Origin of the sequence: Nocardia sp. NPDC052316 (assembly GCF_044547795.1) — a bacterium.
Lineage (GTDB): Bacteria > Actinomycetota > Actinomycetes > Mycobacteriales > Mycobacteriaceae > Nocardia.
Window position 1 is genome coordinate 449,556 of sequence record NZ_JBIUBB010000001.1, and the last position, 20,766, is coordinate 470,321.

Consider the following 20,766-nt stretch of genomic DNA (forward strand, 5'->3'; position numbering starts at 1 on the left):
GGCCGTACCGTACCGCCGTGGTGGACGCTGTACAGGACGCCGCGCCGAACTGCAACCCCCGCCGTTAGGGCAGGGGTCACAGCGTCGTTCGGCGGATCAGTAGACGGGCAGCGACGGATCGATCTGCCGCGCCCAAGCGATGACCCCACCCTGCAGGTGCGTGGCGTCGGCGAAACCCGCGCGCTTGAGCGCGGCCAAGGCCTCCGCGGAACGCACACCGGTCTTGCAGTGCAGCACGATCGGGCGGTTCTGCGGCAGCTCGGACAGCGCCTCGCCGGACAGGATGCGGTCCTTCGGAATGAGTCGCGCCCCATCGATGTGCACGATGTCCCACTCGACCGGCTCGCGCACGTCGATCAGCTCGATCTCCTTGCCCGCGTCGAGCAGCTCCTTCAGCTCGCGCGCGGTGACCGTCGAGTCGGCCGCGGCGGCCTGCCCCTCCTCGGACACCACCCCGCAGAACGCCTCGTAGTCGATCAGTTCGGTGATCGGCTGACGTTCGGGGTCACGGCGCAGCTTGATGGTCCGGTAGTTCATGTCCAGTGCGTCGTAGACCATCAGGCGGCCGAGCAGCGGCTCACCGATGCCGGTGATGAGCTTGATCGCCTCGGTCACCATCACCGAACCGATGGACGCGCACAGCACCCCGAGCACGCCGCCCTCGGCGCAGGAGGGCACCATGCCCGGCGGCGGGGCCTCCGGGTAGAGGTCGCGGTAGTTGATGCCGCGACCGTCGGGGGCGTCCTCCCAGAAGACCGAGACCTGGCCCTCGAAGCGGTAGATGGAGCCCCACACATAGGGCTTGCCCGCCAGCACCGCCGCGTCGTTGACGAGGTAGCGGGTGGCGAAGTTGTCGGTGCCGTCCACGATCAGGTCGTAGTCGGCGAACAACTCGACGGCGTTCTCCGGCTCCAGCCGGATCTTGTGCAGCCGCACGTCGATGCCGGAGTTGATCTCGAGGATCGAGTCGCGCGCGCTGTCGGCCTTCGGGCGGCCGATGTCGGACTCGCCGTGGATGATCTGGCGCTGCAGGTTCGAGGCGTCCACCTCGTCGAACTCGACGATGCCGAGCGTGCCGACGCCCGCGGCGGCCAGGTACAGCAGCGCCGGGGAGCCGAGCCCACCCGCGCCGATCACCAGGACCTTGGCGTTCTTCAGCCGTTTCTGCCCGTCGACGCCCAGGTCCGGAATGATCAGGTGGCGGCTGTAGCGGGCGACCTCGTCCTTGGTCAGCTCCGCGGCCGGCTCGACCAGCGGCGGCAGGGACTTAGGTGATGACACGTCCAGGACTCCTCGAATCGAATGGGTCGATCTCGTTGTGCAACACCCGCGACCAGACCGTTCTTCCCGACCTATCGTCGCGCACGGGGTGTCGCGTCAGCCGCGGGGGTACGGCCAGGGGTTGAAGCGGCAGCGCTTGCCGTCCATCGGGACCACGCCGTCGGGCTCGAGGGCGGCGATGTCGTTGTTCTCGGTGCCGAAGGTCTGCTGCATCATCACCGGGGCCAGGCCGCCGTCGGTCTCGCACGGCTGGTGCTGGTGGTAGCCGATGGCGTGCCCGACCTCGTGGTTGATCAAATACTGCCGGTAGGAGCCGATGTCGCCCTCGAAGGCGATCGCGCCGCGCACCCAGCGGACCTCGGAGAGCACCACCCGGCCGAGCTCGGCGTTGTAGCAGGACGAGTCGATCGGGATCTCGTATCCGCAAGCCTTGCGGGTGGATTCGCGGGAGGTGAGGGAGATGCGGAACTCGGTGTCGCCCTGGTCGACCCGGCGGAACGCGAATTTTTGGTCGTGCGTCCAGCTCTTCGGGTTGGCGAGGGTGGACTCGATCAGCTTCGCCACCGACTCGTCGCCACCGAAACCCGTGGTGTCGATGCCGTCCTCGATCTCCACGGTGTAGCGGAAGACCGAGTCGGTGCCGGTGCCGACCTGGGCGGACGAGCCGGGCACCACATGCCACGTGCCGGTGCCGGTTTCGGCGAAATTGCCGCCCTGCGGCAGCGCGCCGGTCGGCAGATCGGTGGGAAACCGGCCGTCGCCCGCCGGTCCGCCGATGATGCCGTCGCTCGCGGCGCGCGGACTCAGGTGGCCGAGGCCGGGCACGCCGCTCACCGTGCTCGCCGGGTCGGAGCCGCGCACCGCGTCGACGACCACCAACACCGTCACGGCGAACAGCACCGGCAACGCGTAGGCCCGCCAGCCGTAGGTGGAGACGAATCTGCCGAGCGCGCTTTGCTTTTTGACGCTGCGGTCGGGGCGCTCCCTGGTTCGCCCCTCGGTGGGGGCGGTGGGGTCCCAGCTGGCGCGCAGCGGCTGACGGGAGCGATCCGGCGGACTGTAGAGACCGAGCGGGTCGTAGATCTCGACGCCGTCGCGATCGCGCCGGGTTGTCGAATCGGGTTGCCGGGTAAGCGGATCGGCGCCGTTCGGGCGACCGTTGCGGTCCGGCCTGCGGACGGAGCCGTCGTCGGCGTCGAGCGGTGGCGCAGCGCCGGTGCGGGCGGCTGCGCCCGGTCGTGCTTCTGGGCCTGACCTTGCCACGGGTTCCGACCCTACGGAACCGGGCGCGCCGGGGCCAGCACGGCGGCGCGCATCGCGTCCACCGCCGGACGTGACCGGGGGGTCGGCGTGCCGCTCCCCGGGTCGGTCGGCGCGGAAAGTCACGGACACCAGGTTCTCACAGCGGGTCCGCACCGCCGTCGGGCACGCCACAACCGCCGGGCGGTGCGACATTTCTCACCGGGTTCCCTCAGTTCTCCGGGCCCGGTCTGCGGGCGGGCAACAACCGAGTATCGTTCTTGGGATACCCGGTGCTTACCCCTTGCCGGGGAATCAACTGGGAGAGCCGAAATGACTGACCTCGTGGACCGGATGGCGTCCCGTAGATCGTCGTCCGAGCCCGCCAAACGCGGCACCCGGCTTCCGCGTGATGAGCGACGTCAACAACTACTCGCGGCCGCCAGCGAAGTCTTCGTGCAGCGCGGCTACCACGCCGCGGGGATGGACGAGATCTCGCAGTGCGCCGGTGTGAGCAAGCCGGTGCTGTACCAACACTTCACCAGCAAGCTGGAGCTGTATCTGGCGGTGCTGCAGAACTACGTCGACATGCTGGTGTCCAGCGTCCGGCAGGCGCTGCGGTCGACCACCGACAACCGGCAGCGGGTGCGGGCCGCGGTGCAGGCCTACTTCGATTTCGTCGACAACGAGATGCAGGGCTTCCGGCTGGTCTTCGAATCCGACCTGACCAGCGAGCCGCAGGTGCAGCGCCGGGTCGAGCAGGCCACCGAGGCCTGCGTGGACGCGGTGTTCGACGTGGTGGCGCACGACTCCGGCTTGGATCCGTACCGGGCCCGCATTCTCGCGGTCGGCCTGGTCGGCGCGAGCCAGTTCACCGCGCGGTACTGGCTGGAGGCGGATCGGCCGATCCCGAAGGAAGACGCCGTGGACACCACCGTCTCCCTGGCCTGGGGCGGTCTGTCGCACGTCCCGCTGCACCCGATCGACTGAGTACTCGAACGACGCGAGCCCCTGCATCCCGAGGTTGCAGGGGCTCGTTGCTGTCGGCCCGTGGCCGAGAAAACTAGACGGTGGCGAAGCCGACGCGACCGCTGGTGACGGTGCCGATCTCGACGTAGGCCACCTTGGACGCCTGGATCAGGAACTTGCGACCCTTGTCGTCGGTCAGCGACACGACGCCGCCGCTGCCGTTCAGCGCACCGGCCACCAGCGCCTCGACCTCGTCCGGGGTCTGCGAGCTGTTGATCAAGAGCTCGCGCGGGCTATCCGAAATACCGATCTTGACCTCCACGGCCAACCTCCGAACGTAAGAGTCCTGTGCTGTCGATTCCAAGGCTAGTGCAGGGCAACGGCGGGTAGGCAGACGGCCGCCTGCGCCCTCAGCGAACAGCAACGGCCCGCACACCGTTGTGCGGGCCAGTTCGGTGCGGTGCTTACTTCGGCTCGATGAGCTGGATCTCGAGCTCGATGTTCACCTTGTCGCTGAGCATGCCGGGCAGCGGGCCGCCGACGCCGAAGTCGGTGCGCTTGATGGTGCCGGTGGCGGAGAAGCCCGCGTGCCGGTCGCCGGTCGCGCCGAACTCCTGCACGCCACCCCACTCGACGTCCAGGGTGACGGGCTTGGTGATCGAACCGAGGGTGGCCTCGCCCTGCACCTCGAAGCTCTCCGCGATCCGCACCGGCTCGGTGGCGCGGAAGGTCAGCGTCGGGCGGTTCTCGGCGTCGAGGAAGTCGGCGGTGCGGATGTGCGCGTCGCGGTCGGGGTTGCCGGTGTCGAACGAGTCGAGGTAGATGGTCGCGCCGAGGGTGGCGGCGCCGGACTCGTCGACCACGAACTCGGTCTCGAAGCGGGTGAATCCGCCGCGCACCTTGGAGATGCCGAGGTGGCGGATGGTGAAGGCCACCGAGGAGTGCGCGGTGTCCAGGGTCCAGGAGCCGGGCTTCAGCGACTGGGCGGTCGTGGTGGACTCGGAAGAAGTTGTCATGCCAACCACCTTTGCCGGACCGTGGTCCGTTAACCAGACCGCAGTTATCCTGGACCCGGCAGGGCGAGGTTAAGCCTCCTAGGACACGGCACGATGGGACCCATGGCACGCAACGGATTCGCCGAATTCCTCATCGCGCGACGCGCTGAGCTACGCCCGGCCGACGTCGGCCTGCCCGAGGGCAGGCGCCGCCGCACACCGGGGTTACGCCGCGAAGAGGTGGCCGTGCGCGCGGGCGTCAGTGCCGACTATCTGGCGCGGCTCGAGCAGGGCCGCGACACCAACCCCTCGGTCGCGGTGATCGACGCGCTCGCCGACGCGCTGCTGCTGCGCGGCGACGCGCGCCACCACTTCAGCCTGCTCGCGCTGGCCTCCGGCAACGAATCCCACTGCCCAGGTAGCGAATCCGCGCAGGAGAAGGTCGCCGAGACGATCCAGTCGATCCTGCGCGCGTTGCAACCGACCCCCGCGTTCGTGGTCGGCCGCAGGCTGAATGTGCTCGGCTGGAACGCGGCGTGGGCGGACTTCGCCGCGCCGCTCGGCCTGCTCGACGGCGACGGACAGCCGAACCTGGCCTGGTACACCTTCGCGCAACCGACCGCGCGCCAGGTACTGCGGAACTGGTCCGAGGTCGCCGACACCTTTGCCGCGGCACTCTCGCGCGCCAAACTGCGCTGGCCCGGCGATGATTCGCTGCGGGAGACGATCGACGCGCTGCGCCACCACCCGGAGTTCGCGGCCCGCTGGAAGCCGCACCATGTCGGGGCGCCCATCTCCGGCACGCTGCAGATCGACCATCCGGTACACGGCCTGGTGCGCGTCCCGTTCGAAACGCTCGACGCCGATCGCGATCAGAGCATCATCGTGTGGCTCACCGATCAGGCCCAGACGCAGACACCCGGCCTGCGGCTGGTCCGGCCCGCGGCGGTCAACGAGTAGCCGTCAGATCCCCAGCTTCGCCATGCGTTCGGCGTGGCTGGCCTGCATGCGCTCGAACAGCGACGCGATGCCGTTGAGGTCGCCCGCGGCACCGAGCACGAGCTCGGTCAGCTCGTCGCGCTGCGCCATGACGTACTGCGCCTGCGTGATCGCCTCGCCGAGCAGCCGCCTGCCCCACAGGGTGAGCCGGTCGCGCTCGGAGCGGCTGGCCGCGACCGCGCGCCGCACCTCCTCGACGACGAACTCGGAGTGGCTGGTCTCGGCCAGCACATCGCGGACCACCTCGGCGACCTCGGGCGGCAGCGCACCGGCGATCTCGTTGTAGAAGTCCGCGGCGATGCCGTCGCCGACGTAGAACTTCACCATCGACTCGAGCCAGGTGGAGGGGTCGGTGGAGGCGTGGTAGGCGTCGAGCGCGCGAACGAACGGCGCCATCGCGTCGAAGATGTCGACGCCGCGCTCGGCCAGCGCCGCCTCCAGCGCGTTGAAGTGGCCCATCTCGGCAGAGGCCATCTTGGCCACGGCTACCTTGCCGCGCAGCGTCGGCGACAGCTTGGCTTCCTCGGCCAGCCGGTAGAACGCGGAGATCTCACCGTAGGCGAGCACCGCGAACAGATCTATGACGCCAGGGTGGTCGGCGAGGTCGGCATCGGTCGACGAAACACCCAGCGCGGCAGGTGACTGTGCTCCCATGACCCCAGCCTAGTACTCCGCGATGCTCCCGCCGCCGCAGCGGGAAAGTTGTCCCTATTCACGCGGTCTCGGCCAGGAACTTGTCCAAATATGCCCATGTCGAGTCGCGGGCTTCCGGCCCGGTGAGGATGCCGAGGTGGCTGCCGGGGGCGGTTTCGAAGGCGACCGAGGCCGCGCCGGTGAGCGTCCCGGTGCCCGCCTCGACGGCGGCGGCCGGGGTGATCACGTCGGTGGGGCCGCCGACCAGCAGGACCGGGGCACTCACCTGGGCCAACTCGATGCGCCGCGCACCGAGTTGCACGACGCCGCGGCCGATGTCGTTGTTCAGGATCAACCTGCCCCACAGCTGACCGTAGAAGCGGCCGGGGTAGCCGGGCATCTCGGCCATGAAGCGGTCGATGGTCTCCATCCGCGCCAGCGTCTCGGTGCGCGCGATATTGCTGGCGACGAACCACGGCCTGGTCAGCTCCCGGTCCCAGGCGGTGATCTTGTAACCGATCCTGGTCAGCGGCGCGGGCACGCCACCGGCGGCGCGCACCAGGGTCGAGGTGGCGATCCCGCCGGTGAGCTTGGCGACCGCGCGCAGCTGCGGGATGCCGGTCAGCTTGTCGTAGTCCAGCGGTGCGCCGACCGCGGTGATGGAGCGGATCGGCAGTTCGGCGTGCGCGGCGGCGGTGAGCAGCGCCAGCGTGCCGCCGAGCGACCAGCCGACCAGATCGACCGGCCAGCCGTCCCGGTCGGCGGAGGTACGCAGCACCGCCTCGGGCAGGATCTCGTCGATCCAGTCCTCGAAGCCCATCCGCCGGTCGCCGAAGGTGATGTCGCCGTAGTCGATCACGTACGGTGCGCGGCCGGTCTCCAGCAGGAAGCCGGCCAGGCTCTGGTCGGGGCGCAGATCGAAGCAGGTCGCGGGCGCGGCCAGCGGCGGGACCAGCAGGACCGCGGAATCCGTTGCGGGTACGGCGGTTTCGGGGCCGCCGGGGCGGTGCTCGAAGCGACGCAGCTGCCGATGCGGCTCGTCCCAGAGCACCGTCGACGGGGTGGGATCCGGTGCCTCTACGCCCGAACCGAAGGTCAGCGCCCAGGCGTTGCGGGCGGCGGTCGTGACGGTGTCCGCGATATTCACCCGGAGAATGTCTCACATCCGGTACCGGCGGTAACAGGCAAGTCCGGTTTGTGGTTACCGCTTGCCCATGGCGAGCGGATTCGCCGCGGGCACGATGGCCGCGTGCACCCGGTCGGCCAGCGGCGCGAGCGAGGTCGTCAGCTCGGTCACGGCGTCGGCGGACAACACCGCGAGCGCGCCGTTCCAGGCCGCGTCGTCGGTGCTCTGCTCGACCCGCCCGAGCAGATCGGCACCGCTGCCGGTCAGTGCCGGGCTCACCGGCTCCCCCTCGACAACTCCCCTGGCCCGCAACTCGTCGAACGCGTCGGCCCAGTCCCGCTCGGACAACCCGCGCGCGCCGCGCAGCACCGACTCCACCGCCTTGCCCGCCGCCGCCTGCATAACCATCGCCTGCCGCCCGGTCAGGCCGTGCGTCGCCAGCGCGGCCACGTGCCCGTCGCCACGATGCTCGCGCAACGAGGTGGTCAGCTGCCAGAGCGCGCCAACCGGGTCCGCGGGCAGCGGCAACGCCGCGTTCGCCGCGAACAGCGGCCTGCCCGTCGGGTCGGCCCGCTGCTGCACCGGCGCGAGCAGCGAGACGGCGCGGGCACACTCCGCCTCACCGGCGCCCAGTCCACGCAGCAGCGCGGTGGACAGGTCGAGCCGGGTGTCGAGGCACTGCTCGGGGGTTGCCCGGGACCAGGCGCCGGGGAGCGCTTTGCGCACCATCTCCGGGTGAAAACCCGCGAAGATCGCCTCGACTGTGGCGGGTGTCACGGCACCGAGCGGAGCCGCCCGAAATGCGAAGTACGTTTGCCAGTAACCGCGCAGCCCGATCGCGACTCCTGCCTCCTTGACGCCGGTCCCGAAATAGACCACGTCATGTAGTGGCTCGAGAGTCTTCCAGATTTGCCGCGCGGGATGAATTGCCATGTGGCGCAGCGTACGTCGATGAACCACCCGGCGATAGCCGAGTTCGGTTTCCGAATAATCGACGGCGGCAATTCGAGCCGGGCACAATATCACGCTACAATCGCACTGGACAACGAAAAGTTTCGCTCGACCGACTTGCCTGATCTGTGCGTACACCGCCCAGCGGTACCGATCCGATCGGCATAACGAGCAGCGATTTCGTGGTCCAGGAAAATGTGCGCGCACCAGCTCCGCATCACCAGTGCGCCGCGCCGAGATCTCCCGAGGTAGCCGCCCAGTCGCGGCACCCGAAGATCTCCAGAGCGTGGCCGGGTGAGTATCACAGGCGGAGACGTGGTCGTCGCGGGCCGACCGGTCCGCCCCACCTCGTGCGCGCGGGACGCGATTACGAGGAAGGCACGAACCTGAGCAAGATCACTGTCGAACAGGAACCCGGGGTAGCGGAGACGCTGTTGACCGCCGAACTGGACGCAACACATACCGCACCCACATTTGCCGAATTAGGCGTTCGCGACGAAATCGTGCGCGCGCTCAACGAGATCGGCATCGAACGTACTTTCGCTATTCAGGAACTCACCCTGCCGCTGGCGCTGGCCGGCGAAGATCTCATCGGCCAGGCCCGCACCGGCATGGGTAAGACCTTCGGCTTCGGCGTACCGCTGCTGCACCGCATCGCCACCGCCGACACCGGCACCACGCCGCTCGACGGCACCCCGCGGGCGCTGATTATCGTGCCGACCCGCGAGCTGTGCATCCAGGTCACCTCCGACCTGGAGAACGCGGGCAAGTACCTGAAGAACCACCAGGGCTCGTTGAAGGTGGCCTCCATCTACGGTGGCAGGCCCTACGAGTCGCAGATCGCGGCGCTGCGCAACGGCGTCGACGTCGTCGTCGGCACCCCCGGCCGCCTGCTGGACCTGGCGAACCAGAACCACCTGATCCTGGGCAAGGTCGGCGTGCTCGTGCTGGACGAGGCCGACGAGATGCTCGACCTCGGCTTCCTGCCGGATATCGAGCGCATCCTGACCATGGTCCCGGACAAGCGCCAGACCATGCTGTTCTCGGCCACCATGCCGGGCCCGATCATCACCCTCGCCCGCACGTTCCTCAGCCGCCCGACCCACATCCGGGCCGAGGAAGCACACGAGACGGCGATCCACGACCGCACCGCGCAGTTCGTCTACCGGGCGCACGCGCTGGACAAGAGCGAGCTGGTCGCCAAGATCCTGCAGGCCGAGGGCCGCGGCGCGACCATGATCTTCACCAGGACCAAGCGCACCGCGCAGAAGGTCGCCGACGATCTCGCCGAGCGCGGTTTCTCGGTCGGCGCCGTGCACGGTGACCTCGGTCAGATCGCCCGCGAGAAGGCGCTCAACAAGTTCCGCAAGGGCGGCATCGACGTGCTCGTCGCGACCGACGTCGCGGCCCGCGGCATCGACATCGACGACATCACCCACGTCATCAACTACCAGTGCCCCGAGGACGAGAAGACCTACGTGCACCGGATCGGGCGCACCGGCCGGGCCGGGCGCACCGGCATCGCGGTGACGCTCATCGACTGGGACGAACTGGGCCGCTGGGCCGGCATCGACAAGGCGCTCGGCCTGGGCATCCCGGAGCCGGTGGAGACCTACTCGCGCTCGCCGCACCTGTTCGCCGAACTCGGCATCCCCGAGGGCGTGACCGGCACCATCCGCAAGGCCAAGCCTGCCGAGCGGGACGAGGACGCGGTCGTGGTGGAGCGCCCGGCGCGGGCCCCGCGCAAGCGCAACCGCAAGCGCACCGTGCGCGGCAGGCCGGTCGACGAGACCGAGTCGAACGGCACCGCCACCAACGGCACCGAGGACTCGGCAGCGCACGACGCGCCGCAGAGCGAGGACGCGTCCGCCGACGAGAACGGTGACCAGCCGGCCCGTCGTCGGCGCAGGCGGCGCAAGCCCGCGGGCGAGGCCGACAACGGCGGCGAAACCACCGCCGTCGACGCCTCCGCCGAGCAGGAGAACGGTGCCGAGGACAACGGCGACCAGCCCGCGCGGCGCAGGCGTCGGCGCCGTAAGCCGGCCGGCGAGAACGGGGCCGAAGACAGCGCGAGCACGGTAGAGCCCGCCACGGCTTCGGTCTGACCGGCCGGATCCGCTACTCTCGCAACCGTGCTCGCACCCGAGCGGCGAACGCGCGCCGACGTCATCTCCGCTGCCGCGATCGCCGTGCTCGTGGTGATCGCGGCAGCGGTGGTGTGGGTGCGCGGCGATGCCAACGGCACCGAGTCGGTGACCGCGAGCTCGCCCGTGCCGACCCCGGTGGCCGCCGACCAGCTCCCGACCTCGCTGCGCGAGCTGTGGCACGCGCCGAACGCCGCGAGCGCCCGGGCACTGACCGCGGGCGGAGTCGTCGTCACCGGTGACGAAGGCACGGTCACCGGTCACGACCCGCTCACCGGCAAGGACCTGTGGTACTACCGGCGCGACATGCCGCTGTGCGGGCTCGAGAGCCAGTTCAGCACCGTGGTCGCGGTGTATCTGGACGAGCGCGGCTGTAGCCAGGCCACGCTGCTGACCGGCGACAGCGGTGCCAGGCGCACCGCGCGCAGCAGCTACATGGATCCGTCCGTTCGCCTGTCCGTCGACGGCACCTACGTGCTCGCCCAGGGGCCGAAAAGGCTGGAGATGTGGCGCTCGGACCTGGTGCGCACCATCGAATACGGCTTCGTCGACGCGCCGGTGAACGTGAAAACCCAACCGCGCAAAGGCTGCACGCTGCTCTCGGCGGGCTCGAGCCCCTCTCGGCTCGGCGTGCTGGAACGCTGCCCCGAGGACCCCGCCAACCGGCTGACCATGCTTAATCCCGCGCCGAAGGACAACACGGTGCCCGAGGAGTCCGGCTCGCACGTCTTGTCCGGCCCCGGCGCGGACTCCCCCGACGCGCGGGTACTCGCGGTGTCGGACAACAGGATCGTGCTCTACCTGCCCGGCGCCAAGGCCGCCGCCGGGACGGAGGCGGCAGCACCACGGCTCGCCGTCTACGACGCCTCCGGTAATCCGATTGTGGTGCACCAGCTTTCGGCCCCGCTCAGCGACAAGACCGCGACCACCCGAATCGGTTCGGCCTACCTGGTTTTCACCGGCAACAGCGTGATCGCCTTGAACGGCAGCACTTTCGACCCGATCTGGACCGCGGGCAGCGCGCTCGGCTCCCCCAGCATGATGGCGGGCAGGCTGCTGATGCCGACCCCCGGTGCGATCGCCGCGCTCGATCCCGCGTCCGGTGCCGAGGTCGGCCGCATCCCGGTGGACCGGCCCGGCTACAGTGGCGCGCCCATCTCGCTCGCGGTGCTCGGCACGACGATTCTCGAGCAGCGCGGCACCGAGCTCTACGCCCTCGGCTGACCGACGTCCCGGCCCAACCGGTCGATGGAGCGCGAGACCTTCGAGGAGCCCAGCCGACGGCACTGGCACCGGCCGGACGACTCGGCGGCGCGCCGGTGAACCATGATGGAGCCATGTCCGTACTCGACGATGCCCGGCTGGTGCTGCTCCGACACGGCGAGACCAGCTGGTCCACCCAGCACCGGCACACCGGCCGCACCGACCTGCCGCTCACTGAGCGCGGCGAGGCCCAGGCCAGGGCGGCGGGCCCGCTGCTGAGCGCGCTGAAGCTGCGGGATCCGCTGGTCTTCACCAGCCCGCGCCGACGCGCGCGCCAGACCGCGGAGCTGGCCGGGCTCACCACGAGCACGGTCGACGAGGACCTCGCCGAATGGGACTACGGCGACTACGAGGGACTGACCACTGCGCAGATCCGGGAGAGCGCACCGGGCTGGACCATCTGGACGGGCGCGGTACCGGGCGGCGAGTCCGCGGACGCGGTGCTGGCCCGCGCCGATCGGGTGCTCGCCGCCGTGACGCCGCGACTGCCCGAGCGGGATATCGTGCTCGTGGGGCACGGACACTTCTCCCGGGCGTTGATCGCCCGCTGGGCCGAGTTCGACGTCAGGGAGGGCCGCCGGTTCGCCATGTCCACCGGCGCGCTGACCGTGCTCGGCCATGAACACGACGTGCGAACCATCTTGGCGCACAACCTGGTTCCCACCGCTGAGGGAGAAACACTGTGACTGTAGAGCTGCGCCGCGCCGTCCCCGCCGACGTGCCGGGGCTGGTCGGTCTCATCCATGATCTGGCCGAGTACGAGCGGGCCGCCGACGAGTGCACCGTCACCGAGGCCCAACTCGACACCGCGTTGTTCGGCGCCGAGCCAAAGGTTTTCGCCCACGTGGTGGACGAAGACGGCGAGCTGGTCGGCTGCGCGATCTGGTTCCTGAACTTCTCCACCTGGAACGGCGTGCACGGCATCTATCTGGAGGACCTCTACGTCAAGCCGGCGACGCGCGGCAAGGGTTACGGCAAGGCCCTGCTCGCCGCGCTGGCCAAGGAGGCCGTGGACAACGGTTACAGCAGGCTCGACTGGGCCGTGCTGACCTGGAACACGCCCTCCATCGATTTCTACGAATCCCTCGGCGCCGCAGCGCAGCACGAGTGGGTCGGCTACCGCCTCACGGGCGAGCCGCTCGGCAAGCTCGCCAAGGAAGCCCGGTAAGCGCACCGACGATGACGTGGCTCGAACACTTCGACGAAGACGCCTGGCCGAGCACCCCCGAGGCGGCCATCGCGGTACAGGACGAACTGCGGCCGAGGGTCGAGACGACCGGGCAGGCAAGGGAATTCGGCACCATCGCCGGACTCGACTCCGCCTACGCCGAAACCGGTGAGGTCGCCGCGGCGGTGGTGGTGTTGCGCGCCGGCACCTTGGAGACCGTCGAATCAGCTGTCGCACACGGCACTTCGAACTTCCCGTACCACCCCGGTTTGCTCGCGTTCCGCGAATTGCCCACGACCATGCGGGCATTGGCGCAACTCGATGCCGCACCGGATCTACTCGTCTGTGACGCACAGGGTTTGGCGCATCCCCGCCGTTTCGGCCTGGCCTGCCACCTCGGTGTGCTCACCGGCATACCGACGATCGGGGTCGCCAAGTCCGTCTGGGGCGACTACCGCGAGCCAGGCCCCGAACGCGGCGCCCGCACCGACATCACCATCGACGGCGAGCTCGTCGGCAGCGCCCTGCGCACCAGAACCGAGGTGAAACCCGTCTTCGTCTCCGTCGGCCACCGCATCGACCTGGACACCGCCTGCGCCCAGGTGCTTGCCCTCACGCCGCGCTACCGGCTGCCCGAAACCACCAGGCGCGCCGACTCGCTGTGCCGCGCCGAGCTACGAGCCGCACTCACCGCATAGCCCACGAGACGCGGCGGCGAGCTCGACCGATCAGGATTTCTCCGGCTCGATGGCGTAATCGGCCGCCATCCAGCGGGTAGACGGCGGGGCGAACAGCAGTATCAGCGCGGCGACGACGACAACGCCGAGCACCGTGCCCAATACCGGCTGGCGCGAGTCGGTCAGCAGCGACCAGGTGACCGGCAGCAGCAGCAACTGGGCGATCACGGCGATCGCCCGCCCCCAGCGCTTGCCGAACAGCAGGCCGATGCCCGCGGCGAGCACCGCGCCACCGAGGATGCCGAACCAGGCGGCGGTGCCGTACCCGCTGGCCGCGCTCTGGTCGTGGCCGAGCAGCCCGCGCACGATCAACACCAGCGCGACGATGACCGCGACCGCCCCCTCCAGCGTCACCAGCCCACCCGCGCCGCGCACCGTCCTCGGCACGCCACCGGACACCTCACCCTTACGTTCAGCCACGCGGCAAGCCTACGACCCGCCGTAGTGGCCGTCCTGCCGACCGCCCCGGTTCAGCGGCTTTTCGGACCGGATCCGGCGACGATTAGGCTGCGGGTCGTGCGGACGCTGCTGATCGTGAATCCGAATGCCACCTCGACCACTCCGGCGACTCGGGACCTGCTGGCGCACGCGCTGGAGAGCCGCACCCAGCTGACCGTCGCGCACACCCAGCATCGCGGCCACGCCGCCGAACTGGCCCAGTGGGCCGCCACCAACGAGATGGACCTGATCGTCGTGCACGGCGGCGACGGGACGGTCAACGAGACCATCAACGGCTTCCTGCCGCTGCCCGAACTCAACGACGGGCAGGCCTGGTTGCCTCGGCTCGGCGTGATTCCCGGCGGCTCGGCGAACGTGTTCGCGCGGGCGCTCGGTATCTCGCCGGACCCGGTGACGGCAACCAACCAGCTCATCGATCTGCTCACGCTGGACCGGGACCGCAGGATCGGGCTCGGCCTGGCCGACGACCGGTGGTTCACCTTCAGCGCGGGCGTCGGCCTCGACGCCGATGTCTGCGAGGCGATCGATGCAAGCCGCGCCGACGGCAAGACGGCCACCCCGGCCCGCTACCTCCGGACAACGGTGCGGCAGTTCTTCCGGGCCAGGCGCAAGGCGCCGACCGTCCGCATCGAGGTCCCCGGGCACGAACCGGTCACCGACGTGCATTACGCCTTCGTAACGAACACCACCCCGTGGACCTACCTGAACACCACCCCGGTGCACACCAACCCTGGCACCAGGTTCGAAGACGGTCTCGGCGTGTTTGCCGTGCGTTCGATGGCTGTACTGCCTACACTGCTGCTTGCCAGACAGCTCTTGGCAGTCGACGGAAACCCCAAGTCTCGCAATTTGTTTCGCGAAGACAACGTTCCGTCCGTGCGTATCGAGACGAAGGAACCCATCGGTCTGCAAATCGATGGCGACTTTATCGGGAAGCGCAACGTGGTGGATTTCACGGCCGTGCCCGCCGTCTTGGATGTCGTGGCGCCGCGACCAGAGTGATGCAGGAAACGCACGAAAAACATCGTGGTAGTGCTGCGAAAACTGGGTAGAGCGAGTACAAAGGACCGGGCAGGTTCCCCTAGCGGGGGCCGTTAGAGCGTGAGCTTCCCCACGGTGCACCAGATACCTATTGACATCTACGGTGTTCGTGAAAGCATTCACAAGCAACCGTGCGGAAACATTCGAGTCGCACAAGTGAACGATCCACAAACCGTCGGCGCCATTTGCGGCGCCCAGCAAAGGAGCAGAGGAATGGACTGGCGCCACAAGGCCATCTGTCGCGACGAGGACCCCGAACTGTTTTTCCCGGTGGGTAACAGTGGTCCTGCGCTCGCGCAGATTGCCGATGCCAAGCTGGTCTGCGCTCGCTGCCCCGTAACCGCTGACTGCCTGTCCTGGGCCCTGAAGTCCGGACAGGATGCCGGCGTGTGGGGCGGTATGAGTGAAGACGAGCGCCGGGCGCTCAAGCGTCGTAACGCACGCACGCGCACCCGCACCGTCGTCTAGCAGACGATCGGATTTACCGGACCATTCAGCCCTGGTCCGGTGAACGCATTTAAGCCCGGCACCTTCGAGGTGCCGGGCTCTCTTGTGTCCCAACACATATAACGAAACGGCTATTAACGGCCGGAGCGACGGCCCAACGGAACACGAAGCACCGCATCGGTTCCGATATCGGCGCCGGGGTGCAGGCCGATGGAGCCGCCGAGTTCGGCAGTCACCAGGGTGCGCACGATTTGCAGGCCGAGGCGGTCGGAGGATTCCAGGCTGAATCCGCTGGGCAGGCCGCGGCCGTCGTCGCTGATGATCACGTCGAGCCAGCGCGCGGAACGCTCGGAACGGATTGTCACCGTGCCGTCCTCGCCCGAATCGAAGGCGTGCTCGATCGCGTTCTGCACCAGTTCGGTCAGCACCATGACCAGCGGGGTCGCGCGTTCGGCGGAGAAGACGCCGAGCGAACCCGCGCGGCGCACCTTGATCCGCGCGGTGTGCACGGTGGCCACGTCGGCCATGATCGGTAACAGCCGGTCGACGACCTCGTCCAGGTCGACCTCTTCGTCCACCGACATGGACAGCATCTCGTGCACCGACGCGATCGAGGTGACCCTGCGCACCGACTCGGTGAGCGCGACCTGCGCCTCCTCGTTCTCGGTGCGCCGCGCCTGTAACCGCAGCAACGCGGCGACGGTCTGCAGATTGTTCTTCACCCGGTGGTGGATCTCCCGGATGGTGGCGTCCTTGCTGAGCAGCGCCCGATCGCGGCGTTTGACCTCGGTGACGTCGCGCACCAGCACCGCGGCGCCCGCCAATTCGCCGTGCGGGCGCAGCACCAGGGTGCGCAGCAGCACGGTCGCGCCACGCGCCTCCACCTCCATCCGGCGGCCGGTGCGCCCGGCCAGCGCGGCCTGGATGTCGCCGACCACCTCCTGGGCGTCGAACGGATCGGTGATCAGCGAGCGGGTGAGGACCGCCAGATCCTGGCCCGCGAGATCGGCCTGCAGGCCCATCCGGTGATAGGCGGACAGGGCGTTCGGGCTGGCGTAGACGACGATGCCCTCGGTGTCGAGCCGGATGAAACCGTCACCGGCGCGCGGGCTGGAATGGGTGGCCGCGCGGTCCTCGGTGGTCGGGAAGGTGCCGTCGGCGATCATCTGGCACAGGTCGTCGGCGCACGCGACATAAGCGATCTCGAGCGTGCTACGCACCCGCGAGCGCTGCACGTCGGTGTCGCGGCTGAGCACCGCGATGACATCGTCACCGCAGCGCACCGGGATCGCCTCGCGGATCGCGTGCACCGGGGTCGGGTGATAGACACCCGCGGTCTCCACGTCCCGATCGGCGCGGACGATCTTGCCCGACATCAACGCCTCGAACACCTGCGGATGATCGGCCTGCAAGGCCAGGGTGCCGACCAGGTCCTCGTGGTGCACGGTGGACGCCGTGGTCGGGCGGCACTGCGCGACACACACGATGTCGGCGCCCGCCGCGATCGGACCCGCACCGACCCACAGCTGCAGATCGGCGAAGGACAGATCGGCAAGCAGCTGCCAATCGCCCACCACCCGCTGCAGGTGATCCACGGCGACGCCGGGTAAGTCGGTGTGTTCGGCTAATAGCTCGCTCAGCGTCGCCATGAAGATCTACCGCTAACGTTTTCTAGGAGATGACGGCGATCAGGTGACCGGCTTTGATGGCGTCGCCCGCTTTGACGCCGATCGAGGTGACGGTGCCGCCGACCTCGGCCAGCACCGGGATCTCCATCTTCATCGACTCGAGGATCACCAGGGTGTCGCCCTCCTTGACCACGTCCCCCTCGTTCACCACGACCTGGTAGACGACGGACACCAGCTCGGCGAGCACTTCCTCAGCCATGACACCCCATTCACTCGGTTGGTTCACGCGGCTCGCCCAGCAGGTTCGAGCAGCCGAGCCGTGCGGCCTGTATCCGCTGCAGGTATAGCCAACCACACGTGAAAGAATGGCCTTCAATCAGAAGGGAGACTACTCATGGGTAAGCGCGGACGTAAGAAGCGTAGTCGCAAGGGCAACGCAGCCAACCACGGCAAGCGGCCGAACTCCTGAGCTCGAGCTCAGCCGAAAAACGCAGAGCGGCACGCACTTCCGTAGGAAGGCGTGCCGTTCAGTTTTGCGTAGGGACCTAGGAGTCGGAGGTCTCGATCTTCGATTCGATCTCGGTGATCGTGACCGTCTTGCGGATCTCGAAGGTCAGCCGTTCCCGCAACGTGTCCGGGGCGCGGTCGCCACCGCACTTGCGGCTCAGCAGACCCTTGATCTTCTCCTCGATGCCGTAGGCCTCGATGCAGGGCGAGCAATGGTCCATGTGGTGCTGCAACCGGGCACGGGTCTCGTCGTTGCACTCGCCATCCAGCATCAACCAGATATCGGTGAGCACAGCGGTGCAGTCGAGATCCATATCCGGGTCCCGCTCAGCGTTCACTGCTTGACCTCCTGGCGTTCCCCCGAACGGTTGAATCCACGTTCGCGCGCCACATCGGCGAGCAAACCCTTGAGCTGCTTGCGGCCGCGGTGCAGCCGGGACATCACGGTACCGATGGGGGTGCCCATGATGTCGGCGATTTCCTTGTACGGGAAGCCTTCGACGTCGGCGTAGTACACGGCCATCCGGAATTCCTCCGGCAGCTCCTGGAGCGCGGCCTTGATGTCGTCGTCGGGCAGCGCGTCCAGCGCCTCCACCTCGGCCGAGCGCAGGCCCTGCGAGGTGTGCTCGGCGGTCGCCGCGAGCTGCCAGTCGGTGATCTCATCGGTCGGGTACTGCGCGGGCTGGCGCTGCTTCTTGCGGTAGGAGTTGATGTAGGTGTTGGTCAGGATCCGGTACAGCCAGGCACGCAGATTGGTGCCTTCCTTGAAGGACTTGAACCCCTGGAACGCCTTGACGTAGGTCTCCTGCACCAGGTCTTCGGCGTCGGCCGGATTCCTGGTCATCCGCAGCGCGGCACCGTAGAGCTGGTCGAGCAGCGGGAGCGCGTCACGCTCGAACCGCTGGGCCAGCTCGGTTTCGTCGACTGCGGCACCGTCGGTCACCACGTCGGAGTCCGATTCGCGGCCCTCGCGGGTCCCTCCGTGGTTACGCTCCGCAGCCTCCTCCGGGCCCGTCGCTCGCGCCACATGGTCGCTCGTCACACCTGTCCCTTCGATCGCCGTACCTGCCAAATCTACCGGCACCGGCAATTCGAAGGGGAATCCGGCTTCCGTCGGCGACGCCGTCGTCCCTCTCGGACGTTCGTCGAGCAGCAGGGGCACCGACATCTCCTTCACGTCGTTCACGGGGCTGATCAGTCGCGCGGCCGGGCATTTCGTCCCGGCCGGGCACTGTGTACTCGCTTCCAACATGCGGGACACGTCCTGTGTTCCCGCAGCGAAACTCCAGCACCGCAAAATCCGTTGCGACTCGGGCGGGTCTGCTCGTTAAGGTGTCCGCCATGGCAGGAGCCTCGACCCCGGCGATCCGGACCCTGACGCAGGCCAAGGTTGCCCATCGGGTGCACGCCTACAAACACGACCCGCGCGCGGACTCCTACGGCACCGAAGCGGTGGACGCGCTCGCCGGCGAACTCGGAGTGACGGCGGCGCAGGTGTTCAAGACACTGGTGCTCGAATTGGCCAACGGCTCGCTCGCCGTGGCCGTGCTTCCAGTGCCGAACACGTTGTCGCTCAAGGCCGCAGCGGCCGCGTTCGGGGTGTCGAAGGCGGCCATGGCCGACAAGGTGAAGGCCGAACGCACCACCGGATATGTGCTCGGCGGCATCTCCCCGCTCGGCCAGCGCAAGCTGTTGCCGACCGTGGTGGACGAGTCCGCGCTGTCCTGGGATCGCATCCTGTGCAGCGCCGGACGACGCGGTCTGGAGATCGAGGTGGCACCCGCCGACCTGATCCGGCTGACCTCGGCGGTGACCGCCACAGTGAGGACGACGTAATTCACTCGATTCGACACAATCTGTGCGTCAATGGACGGGCCAGATTCGTCCGACTCGAGGATGTGATGCGAAATGCCCGCGCACCAGCGTGTACGCACCGTGATCGTCGCCCTGCTCGGAACTCTCGCCCTGACCCTCGGCGCGGTGGCGCTGCAAGCCCCGACGGCCACCGCGGCGCCGCCGACGGCGACGCAGATCGACTTCCCCTTCGACGGCCTCGGTAAGGACGACGCCCCGAGCACGCCTAACGCCCCCAAGGCGGACGACAAGGCGGGCAAGGCCGAGAAGCTCGGCGGCACGGTGACCAGCAAGGTGATCGACCTGGTCACCGGCATCGTCAAGTGCGGCCTGAATATCGCGAGCCCCAGCGTGAAGTGCTCGATCTGATCCGCTGAATCGGAGGCCGGGCGGTCAGAGCATGCTGATCTGCCCGGCTTCTTCCTGCTCGCTCACCTGGGCGAGCAGTTCGGGGCCGTTGTTCTTCACGCTGTTGACCAGCGACGGCACCGGTCGCGCCACGATGCCCGCGATCACGGCTTCACTGGGTGTCTCCAGCAGGCTCGACGGCGCGGGGTGGTCCGGGTCGAGCCAGGCGTCCCAGTGCTCCCTCGGCATCGGCAGCGGCATCCGGTCGTGGATGCGGGTCAGGTCACCGACCGCGTCGGTGGTCAGGATGGTGCAGGACAGCAGCGGCTCGCTGTCGGGCAGCGACCGGTCCCGCCACACCGACCACAGCCCGGCCATGTACAGCCGGGAGCCGTCCTCCTGAGCCATGAAGAAGGGCTTCTTGGCCACCTTGCCCTTGGCCGTCGGGTCCGGCTCGACCACCCACTCGTACCAGCCGTCCATCGGCACCAGGCAGCGCCGATACTTCACCGCGTCCCGGAACGAGGGTGTGGTCGCGGCCTTGTCGGCGCGGGCGTTGAACAGTGGCTTGCCCTTCACCGGCACCCCCGGCTCGGCGACCTTCGTCCACACCGGGATCAGGCCCCAGCGCATCCGCCGCAGCCGCAGTTTCGGCTCATCGTCTTTGTGGCCGTGCTCGTGCCGCTCCACCACGGTGAGGATCTGGGTGGTCGGCGCGACGTTGTAATTGGTGAAATTGCCCGACCCCGGCGTGCTTTCGGTCTCGTCGATCGCATCCAGCTCGACCGCGAGCCGGCCGGGGTCTGTCGTGGTCGCATATCGTCCGCACATATCTCGATACTTCCACCTCCCACCGACACTCTCATGGACAATTGATCCATAGCTGGTGACCAGTTGAGAGTTTTGACCTAACATTCTCTCAGAGGATGGGTGGTCGCTGTGCCCGTCCGCTGACGCATGCGCCCCGACCGGCCACC

25 protein-coding genes are annotated in these 20,766 nt (G+C 68.4%); 12 read left to right on the forward strand and 13 right to left on the reverse strand.

Annotated elements, in window-relative coordinates:
* Nucleotides 1-96 precede the first annotated feature (96 nt).
* A complete protein-coding gene (moeZ, locus tag ACIHA7_RS01990) occupies nucleotides 97-1,281 on the reverse strand; it encodes an adenylyltransferase/sulfurtransferase MoeZ (protein WP_397284601.1) in 1,185 nt (394 codons plus the stop codon).
* Nucleotides 1,282-1,377: 96 nt separating this feature from the next.
* Entirely contained in the window at nucleotides 1,378-2,544 is a 1,167-nt protein-coding gene (locus ACIHA7_RS01995; protein ID WP_397284603.1) for a DUF3152 domain-containing protein, read from the reverse strand.
* Between the two features lie 309 nt (nucleotides 2,545-2,853).
* Here ACIHA7_RS01995 and ACIHA7_RS02000 point away from each other — a divergent pair, with 309 nt between their 5' ends.
* Nucleotides 2,854-3,510: a TetR/AcrR family transcriptional regulator gene (locus ACIHA7_RS02000; protein WP_397284605.1), complete on the forward strand. Its 657-nt coding sequence runs from the start codon at nucleotides 2,854-2,856 to the stop codon at nucleotides 3,508-3,510.
* A 73-nt stretch (nucleotides 3,511-3,583) separates the two neighbouring features.
* Here the strand turns inward: ACIHA7_RS02000 and ACIHA7_RS02005 are convergent, their stop codons facing one another.
* Nucleotides 3,584-3,811, reverse strand: coding sequence for a DUF3107 domain-containing protein (locus tag ACIHA7_RS02005; RefSeq protein WP_107658961.1), 228 nt, complete (start codon nucleotides 3,809-3,811; stop codon nucleotides 3,584-3,586).
* 142 nt (nucleotides 3,812-3,953) lie between these two features.
* Nucleotides 3,954-4,505, reverse strand: coding sequence for a YceI family protein (locus tag ACIHA7_RS02010; RefSeq protein WP_397284608.1), 552 nt, complete (start codon nucleotides 4,503-4,505; stop codon nucleotides 3,954-3,956).
* Between the two features lie 102 nt (nucleotides 4,506-4,607).
* Here ACIHA7_RS02010 and ACIHA7_RS02015 point away from each other — a divergent pair, with 102 nt between their 5' ends.
* Nucleotides 4,608-5,444 carry a helix-turn-helix domain-containing protein gene (locus tag ACIHA7_RS02015; protein ID WP_397284610.1) on the forward strand — a complete coding sequence of 279 codons (837 nt, stop codon included), beginning with the start codon at nucleotides 4,608-4,610 and terminating at the stop codon, nucleotides 5,442-5,444.
* Nucleotides 5,445-5,447: 3 nt separating this feature from the next.
* On the opposite strand, the gene ACIHA7_RS02020 is transcribed toward ACIHA7_RS02015, so the two are convergent.
* From ACIHA7_RS02020 to ACIHA7_RS02030, 3 genes are read right to left on the reverse strand one after another with little or no spacing between them, the layout of a single operon-like run.
* Nucleotides 5,448-6,137 (reverse strand): ferritin-like fold-containing protein, encoded by a 690-nt coding sequence (locus ACIHA7_RS02020; RefSeq protein WP_397284612.1) that lies wholly within the window; start codon nucleotides 6,135-6,137, stop codon nucleotides 5,448-5,450.
* A gap of 58 nt (nucleotides 6,138-6,195) precedes the next feature.
* Complete coding sequence (locus tag ACIHA7_RS02025; protein ID WP_397284614.1) at nucleotides 6,196-7,263, reverse strand: alpha/beta hydrolase; 1,068 nt, start codon at nucleotides 7,261-7,263, stop codon at nucleotides 6,196-6,198.
* A gap of 54 nt (nucleotides 7,264-7,317) precedes the next feature.
* Nucleotides 7,318-8,175, reverse strand: coding sequence for a hypothetical protein (locus ACIHA7_RS02030; protein WP_397284616.1), 858 nt, complete (start codon nucleotides 8,173-8,175; stop codon nucleotides 7,318-7,320).
* A gap of 368 nt (nucleotides 8,176-8,543) precedes the next feature.
* Here ACIHA7_RS02030 and ACIHA7_RS02035 point away from each other — a divergent pair, with 368 nt between their 5' ends.
* From ACIHA7_RS02035 to ACIHA7_RS02055, 5 genes are all read left to right on the forward strand, one after another.
* Entirely contained in the window at nucleotides 8,544-10,298 is a 1,755-nt protein-coding gene (locus ACIHA7_RS02035; RefSeq protein ID WP_397284618.1) for a DEAD/DEAH box helicase, read from the forward strand.
* 27 nt (nucleotides 10,299-10,325) lie between these two features.
* On the forward strand, nucleotides 10,326-11,561 hold the full coding sequence (locus tag ACIHA7_RS02040; RefSeq protein WP_397284620.1) for a hypothetical protein: 1,236 nt from the start codon (nucleotides 10,326-10,328) through the stop codon (nucleotides 11,559-11,561).
* A gap of 113 nt (nucleotides 11,562-11,674) precedes the next feature.
* A complete protein-coding gene (locus tag ACIHA7_RS02045) occupies nucleotides 11,675-12,286 on the forward strand; it encodes an acid phosphatase (protein ID WP_397284622.1) in 612 nt (203 codons plus the stop codon).
* Complete coding sequence (locus ACIHA7_RS02050; RefSeq protein ID WP_397284624.1) at nucleotides 12,283-12,768, forward strand: GNAT family N-acetyltransferase; 486 nt, start codon at nucleotides 12,283-12,285, stop codon at nucleotides 12,766-12,768. The genes ACIHA7_RS02045 and ACIHA7_RS02050 overlap by 4 nt, the downstream gene beginning before the upstream one ends.
* A gap of 11 nt (nucleotides 12,769-12,779) precedes the next feature.
* Entirely contained in the window at nucleotides 12,780-13,466 is a 687-nt protein-coding gene (locus ACIHA7_RS02055; protein ID WP_397284626.1) for an endonuclease V, read from the forward strand.
* Between the two features lie 30 nt (nucleotides 13,467-13,496).
* Here the strand turns inward: ACIHA7_RS02055 and ACIHA7_RS02060 are convergent, their stop codons facing one another.
* Nucleotides 13,497-13,925, reverse strand: a complete 429-nt coding sequence (locus ACIHA7_RS02060; RefSeq protein ID WP_397284628.1) for a hypothetical protein — start codon at nucleotides 13,923-13,925, stop codon at nucleotides 13,497-13,499.
* A gap of 96 nt (nucleotides 13,926-14,021) precedes the next feature.
* On the opposite strand from ACIHA7_RS02060, the gene ACIHA7_RS02065 reads away from it, so the two are divergent.
* Together ACIHA7_RS02065 and ACIHA7_RS02070 are read left to right on the forward strand one after the other, a co-directional pair.
* A complete protein-coding gene (locus tag ACIHA7_RS02065; RefSeq protein ID WP_397284630.1) occupies nucleotides 14,022-14,966 on the forward strand; it encodes a diacylglycerol/lipid kinase family protein in 945 nt (314 codons plus the stop codon).
* Nucleotides 14,967-15,218: 252 nt separating this feature from the next.
* The gene (locus ACIHA7_RS02070; RefSeq protein WP_011211115.1) at nucleotides 15,219-15,473 is read left to right on the forward strand and encodes a WhiB family transcriptional regulator; all 255 of its coding nucleotides are present in this window, start codon (nucleotides 15,219-15,221) and stop codon (nucleotides 15,471-15,473) included.
* 113 nt (nucleotides 15,474-15,586) lie between these two features.
* Here ACIHA7_RS02070 and ACIHA7_RS02075 read toward each other — a convergent pair whose 3' ends face one another.
* Nucleotides 15,587-17,101, reverse strand: a complete 1,515-nt coding sequence (locus tag ACIHA7_RS02075; RefSeq protein ID WP_107658973.1) for a sensor histidine kinase — start codon at nucleotides 17,099-17,101, stop codon at nucleotides 15,587-15,589.
* A gap of 22 nt (nucleotides 17,102-17,123) precedes the next feature.
* Nucleotides 17,124-17,339 (reverse strand): biotin/lipoyl-binding carrier protein, encoded by a 216-nt coding sequence (locus ACIHA7_RS02080; protein WP_397284633.1) that lies wholly within the window; start codon nucleotides 17,337-17,339, stop codon nucleotides 17,124-17,126.
* A gap of 135 nt (nucleotides 17,340-17,474) precedes the next feature.
* Here ACIHA7_RS02080 and ACIHA7_RS02085 point away from each other — a divergent pair, with 135 nt between their 5' ends.
* A complete protein-coding gene (locus ACIHA7_RS02085; RefSeq protein ID WP_110293457.1) occupies nucleotides 17,475-17,549 on the forward strand; it encodes a 50S ribosomal protein bL37 in 75 nt (24 codons plus the stop codon).
* A gap of 76 nt (nucleotides 17,550-17,625) precedes the next feature.
* Here ACIHA7_RS02085 and rsrA read toward each other — a convergent pair whose 3' ends face one another.
* Nucleotides 17,626-17,901 (reverse strand): mycothiol system anti-sigma-R factor, encoded by a 276-nt coding sequence (rsrA, locus tag ACIHA7_RS02090; RefSeq protein ID WP_397286446.1) that lies wholly within the window; start codon nucleotides 17,899-17,901, stop codon nucleotides 17,626-17,628.
* A 20-nt stretch (nucleotides 17,902-17,921) separates the two neighbouring features.
* Nucleotides 17,922-18,755, reverse strand: a complete 834-nt coding sequence (locus ACIHA7_RS02095) for a sigma-70 family RNA polymerase sigma factor (protein WP_397286448.1) — start codon at nucleotides 18,753-18,755, stop codon at nucleotides 17,922-17,924.
* Between the two features lie 173 nt (nucleotides 18,756-18,928).
* Between ACIHA7_RS02095 and ybaK the strand changes: the two genes are divergently transcribed.
* Together ybaK and ACIHA7_RS02105 are read left to right on the forward strand one after the other, a co-directional pair.
* On the forward strand, nucleotides 18,929-19,423 hold the full coding sequence (gene ybaK, locus ACIHA7_RS02100) for a Cys-tRNA(Pro) deacylase (protein WP_397284635.1): 495 nt from the start codon (nucleotides 18,929-18,931) through the stop codon (nucleotides 19,421-19,423).
* A gap of 72 nt (nucleotides 19,424-19,495) precedes the next feature.
* Nucleotides 19,496-19,810 carry a hypothetical protein gene (locus tag ACIHA7_RS02105; RefSeq protein ID WP_397284637.1) on the forward strand — a complete coding sequence of 105 codons (315 nt, stop codon included), beginning with the start codon at nucleotides 19,496-19,498 and terminating at the stop codon, nucleotides 19,808-19,810.
* Nucleotides 19,811-19,834: 24 nt separating this feature from the next.
* Here the strand turns inward: ACIHA7_RS02105 and ACIHA7_RS02110 are convergent, their stop codons facing one another.
* Nucleotides 19,835-20,620, reverse strand: a complete 786-nt coding sequence (locus tag ACIHA7_RS02110; RefSeq protein ID WP_397284639.1) for an SOS response-associated peptidase — start codon at nucleotides 20,618-20,620, stop codon at nucleotides 19,835-19,837.
* Nucleotides 20,621-20,766: the final 146 nt, after the last annotated feature.